This window comes from Collinsella sp. AM29-10AC (assembly GCF_003469085.1).
Taxonomy (GTDB): domain Bacteria; phylum Actinomycetota; class Coriobacteriia; order Coriobacteriales; family Coriobacteriaceae; genus Collinsella.
In genome coordinates this window covers 1-4,488 of sequence record NZ_QSKB01000048.1, presented here as the reverse complement: position 1 = coordinate 4,488, position 4,488 = coordinate 1, and the positions used below count along the sequence as shown (strand labels likewise).

Sequence of the window (4,488 nt, the reverse complement as noted above, 5' to 3'; positions counted from 1 at the left end):
GTACATGTACGGATGAATGTGGGAGGTGTTCGGATAAAGTCGATAATCAAGGTACCAATTTTTGGTATACGAATTTACCTGCGGTTTGCTGAAAGCTCTGACATGCGCTGTCGACTTCATTAAAATCGATTGCCGATCAAGTCTTCCTATATATGCGAGCCCTGAGAAACTGCGCTGTGAACCTGAGACTGCTATCGATCGGCCCGGTGCACCGGGCCGCTGTCCTCGAGCCGGCATCAGCTTGCCGGTCTCAAAACGTATACTTGATTTAAGGCGGAGTGGAATGTGGGCGCGCAAGGAGATGCGGAATCGATGAGAGCCTCAAAAAAAATTACTGCAGTGTTATCATCTTTCATCCTCTCTATTCTTCCATTTCTGATTCTATGGGCGGCTTGGTCAGTCCTCCCTGATACAATTCCCGCTCATTGGAGTGGGGGTGTGGTTGATCGATGGGGTAATAAGCTTGAATTGCTGGTTGTTCCGCTGTTTTCCCTGATTGGTTCTATTGCAATTTCTGTGTACCTTATTGTTTCCACGCGGCGAAGAGAGTTCGCGGATTTCTCTGTTCGAATGCGACGGGACTTTGTTGCGTGCTATATTTCTAGTCTTCTTTTATCGACAACCTGCTCAGTGATAATTGCCGTTTGGGTTCAGTTGATTCTTACGCAAAGCACTGCGGTTGATGGGGGGCTTGGACTATCGATCCTGTATTCCCTTCCCGGGCTATATGTGATCTTGTGCGCTTTGCCGCCTTTTTATGCGAGCGGCGAGAGCAAAAAGGCAGAGCGCCTGATAACAGTTCTTATTGGCGGCGCGGAGATTGTTCTTTGTGGAATAGTGCTTGAAGGTTCGGCTGCCTCTTATGCGATGATTGGACTGATGATTCTGTTCTGTGCGTTTGAGATTGTGTCACTGGTAAGGGATAGCCGGTCCTTATGAGTTGAATTACGCGCGTGCGGATATAAAGGGTGGCATGTTAAATTTGTTGAAAACTCTGACATGCGCTGCCGACTTCATTAAAATCGATTGCCAATCAAGTCTTCCTATATATGCGAGCCCTGAGAAGCTGCGCTGTGAACCTGAGACCGCTATCGATCGGCCCGGTGCACCGGACCGCTGTCCTCGAGCCGGCATCAGCTTGCCGGTCTCAAAACGTATGCCGTCCGGTACGACCAACAGCCGAGTCTTGCGCCCAGTTCGAGCAGCGCCAGAGCCCCGTGCCGGAACCCACGCAGCCGATGGCAGGGGAATTCAGCCGCGGCCATCGAGGAGCCGACCCAGGGACGGCGCCCCCAGTCCTCGAAAGATTTCCACCGCCCCCTACAGGCCTGGATTGATTTAACAGTTGATTTAATCTGGCTGAACAAGCCGAGCATGGGCCGGTTGACAAAATGTAAGGTAAAATAGCAGATACGACCGTACGCCGGTGCGGGGTTCGGGTGATGTGATAGAAAGTAATACACGTATTACATCTAACCGGGAGGTGCATCATGGCAACCGCCACCGCAGCCCTGAGAACCCCCGAGGACCTCGCGAACAGGTACGACCGCCTGGCGAAGTCGACGGGCCGCACGAAAACCTTCTACATGACGGAGGCGCTTGCCGCAGAGATAGGCAGGCTCGAATACGAGTACGGCCTCATGAATTATCCGGGAAGCGTTTGGTTGCGAGGTATGCCAGTGTGAGGGCCTGATTCGTCAGGCCCCGCACAGGGGGACCGCGATGGTGGCCACCGCGCCGCCCGAGGGGCTGTTGGCGAGCGAGACGGAGCCCCCGTGGGCGCTCGCGGCCTCGGAGGCGACGTGGAGGCCGAGCCCGTAATGGCGGCCTCCGTCGCGCGAGGAGCGAGAGGAGTCGTCTGTGAAGAGGCGCTCGCAGCCGCGTTCGAGGGCGGCGGGAGAAAAGCCCGGTCCGTCATCGGCGACCTCGATGACGAGGTATCCACCAGCGACGTCGCAGGAGACCACCACGCGCGAGCGCGCGTGCTCGGCGGCGTTGGCCACGAGGTTCGCGGCGGCTCGCGCCAGGGTGGTTCGTTCGAGTGGGGCCTCAGGCGCGCCCGCGACAGCGGGGCCCGTGGCTGCGTCGAGCGTCACGCCTCGCGCCCGGGCGATCTGGGCGGCCTCGGCGAGGACCTGCTCGCAGAGCTCGGCCGGCCGCATGGGGGCCCTCTCCGCCCCGCCGGACCCGCGCGAGGCCTCGATGAGCAGGCGCACGTAGCCGTCGAGCCTTTCGACACTGCCGGCTATGTCGCGCGCGGCGGCCGCGAGGTCGGCGTCTTTCTCGTCTTCCAGCTCCTCCGCCACGAAGTCGGCGTTGGCGCGCAGCACGGTGAGCGGCGTCTTGAGATCGTGGGCGAGCGACGCCACCTGCTCGCGCTGCCCCCGCTCCGCGGCCCAGCGGGCCTCGAGCGACTCGGCGAGGGAGGCCCGCATGGCGTCCATCGCGGCGAGGACGTCGTTCACCTCGCGCACGTTGGTGCTGCCGACCGCGAAGTCGAGCTCCCCCGCGCCGACGCGCCCCGCCGCCTCCGCGAGCGGCGCCATCTTGCGCGAGATCACGCGGCTCGCGCGGCGCGCCACGAGCGCGAGCGCGAGCGCGCTTCCCGCCGCGACGCCGACGAGCATGAGGTTCTGCGGGTTGGGAAGCAGGCCGGCGAGATCGCGCGAGACCCACTGCGGCAGGTACTCGCTGACGAGCGCGCATGCCCCGCCGTCCTTGAGCGGGAACGCGGCGTAGGTGAGGCCCGAGCCCCCGCCCTCGATCTCCACTGTGCCCGGATCAGCGGCGAGTGCCGTACGGGCCATTTCCGTCGCGTCCTCGAGCCGCGTGCCCTCGAGGTCTGTCATCAGCACGTATCCGTCCTTGTTCAGGATGAGGTAGCGGTACGCCGTCGGCACGTCCTGCTGCCCGCAGACGCCGTCGCGTGCCAGGCCCTCCGCGACCTCGCGTGCATTGGCCGGCCCCCAGCTTGCCTCGTAGACGAAGCCCACATTGATCGCCGCGGAGAGCGCCATGAACGAGGCGAGCCACGCCGTGGCGACCGCCGCGAACGCGTAGGCGAAGTAGCGCGCGATGACGAAGGAGAGCGGCATGCCCCCGCGACCTCGCGCCCCGGTCCTCAGAGCTGCCACTTGTACCCCATCCCCCAGACGGTCGCGATCGGATCGGCGCCGGCCTCGGAGAGTTTCCTCCGGGCGCGGCTGACCTGCATGGATATGGCCGCGTCGTCGGCGTCGCTCTCCCAGCCGAGCACCGCCTCGCGTATCTGCGCGCGGCTCATGACCTGCCCGGGGTGGCGCGCGAGGTACTCGCAGATGGCGTACTCGGTGGGAGTGAGCGGCACGGTCTCGCCGCCCACGGCGAGGTCGCGCGCCCCGAGGTCGATCCGCACCTCCCCGAAGGAGAGGGCGTGCGAGCGCGGCCGGCGCTCACGGCGTAGATGGGCCGCGACCTTGGCGCGCAGTTCCGCGGCCCCGAAGGGCTTGCGGACGTAGTCGTCGGCGCCCAGGCCGTAGGCGGCCACGGCGTCCTCCTCGGCCACGCGCGCGGTCAGGAAGACGATGGGCCCGTCGAAGTCCGGGCGGATCTGCCGCACGAGCTCGAAGCCGTCGAGCCCCGGCATCATGACGTCGCAGAGCACGAGGTCGAAGCGCGAGAGGTCCATCCCCGGGACTGTCGTCGGGTCGGCCGCCCTGACGACCTCATGGCCGTCGCGGCCGAGGACGCGCGCGAGCGCGTCGAGGATCGCCCGTTCATCATCCACTGCCAGTATCCTCGCCATGTTCGACCTCCTGAAACTCTCGTCGGAATTGTACTAGCGCCGCACTCAGCGGTCCAGAGCCCTGCGCGCAGCCGCGGGCGCCTCGGCCGCGTCGCACGCGTGGTAGCGCACGCCCGAGCCGCCGCGCGCCTCGATCTCGAGCCAGCCCTCGCCGTCCGACTCCCGCCCGAAGAAGATGAGCTGGAGCTCTCGGACATTGCCCCTGTCGTCCGCAGCGTCGAGCAGGGCATTCCCACCCAGGACGAGCGCTGCGGAGAGGAGGACGAGCATGGCGGCGAGCGCCTTCCTACGCATCTGCCCTCCCGTCCTCGAAGCGGCAGAACCAGGCGAGAAGGACGGCGGCGGCTGCCAGGGTGAGCGCGAGGCCAGCGAGCGCAGTCGTGAGGAGAGGGCCCGCCGCGCGTGCGGCGTCGATGAAGGCCTCCACCACGAGCGACCCCAGGCGCGCGGGCCAGGCGAGCGGCACCCAGCCCAGGGGCGTCGCCAGGGCACCGGTGAGCTCGCCGGTCATGAGGCCGTGTGCAAGTCCGCCCACCGAGAAGAACGCGAGGAGCGTCCCCGCCGCGCCGCCGCCGATGGCGGCGTTGCGGCCGAGGCGCAGGGCCACGCCGAGCCCCAGCGCGTAGAGGGGCAAGCTGCCCAGCACGATGCCCGCCCAGGCGGCCGCAAGCGGAGCGGGCCCGAGCGGCAGGCGTCCGGCGACG

General features: G+C 65.2%; 5 protein-coding genes and 1 pseudogene. 2 read left to right on the top strand and 4 right to left on the bottom strand.

The window, feature by feature from the left end; all coding sequences use genetic code 11:
- Positions 1 to 312: 312 nt before the first annotated feature.
- The gene (locus DW754_RS10680; protein WP_117638280.1) at positions 313 to 939 is read left to right on the top strand and encodes a DUF1648 domain-containing protein; all 627 of its coding nucleotides are present in this window, start codon (positions 313 to 315) and stop codon (positions 937 to 939) included.
- Positions 940 to 1,490: 551 nt separating this feature from the next.
- Complete coding sequence (locus DW754_RS10675) at positions 1,491 to 1,685, top strand: ribbon-helix-helix domain-containing protein (protein WP_117717075.1); 195 nt, start codon at positions 1,491 to 1,493, stop codon at positions 1,683 to 1,685.
- Between the two features lie 12 nt (positions 1,686 to 1,697).
- On the opposite strand, the gene DW754_RS10670 is transcribed toward DW754_RS10675, so the two are convergent.
- From DW754_RS10670 to DW754_RS11015, 4 genes and pseudogenes are all read right to left on the bottom strand, one after another.
- The gene (locus tag DW754_RS10670) at positions 1,698 to 3,095 is read right to left on the bottom strand and encodes a sensor histidine kinase KdpD (RefSeq protein ID WP_117833503.1); all 1,398 of its coding nucleotides are present in this window, start codon (positions 3,093 to 3,095) and stop codon (positions 1,698 to 1,700) included.
- A 26-nt stretch (positions 3,096 to 3,121) separates the two neighbouring features.
- On the bottom strand, positions 3,122 to 3,784 hold the full coding sequence (locus DW754_RS10665; protein WP_117717073.1) for a response regulator transcription factor: 663 nt from the start codon (positions 3,782 to 3,784) through the stop codon (positions 3,122 to 3,124).
- Positions 3,785 to 3,829: 45 nt separating this feature from the next.
- Positions 3,830 to 4,054, bottom strand: coding sequence for a hypothetical protein (locus DW754_RS10660; RefSeq protein ID WP_147330273.1), 225 nt, complete (start codon positions 4,052 to 4,054; stop codon positions 3,830 to 3,832).
- A gap of 16 nt (positions 4,055 to 4,070) precedes the next feature.
- A pseudogene (locus tag DW754_RS11015) lies at positions 4,071 to 4,488 on the bottom strand (lantibiotic ABC transporter permease); the annotation flags it as partial.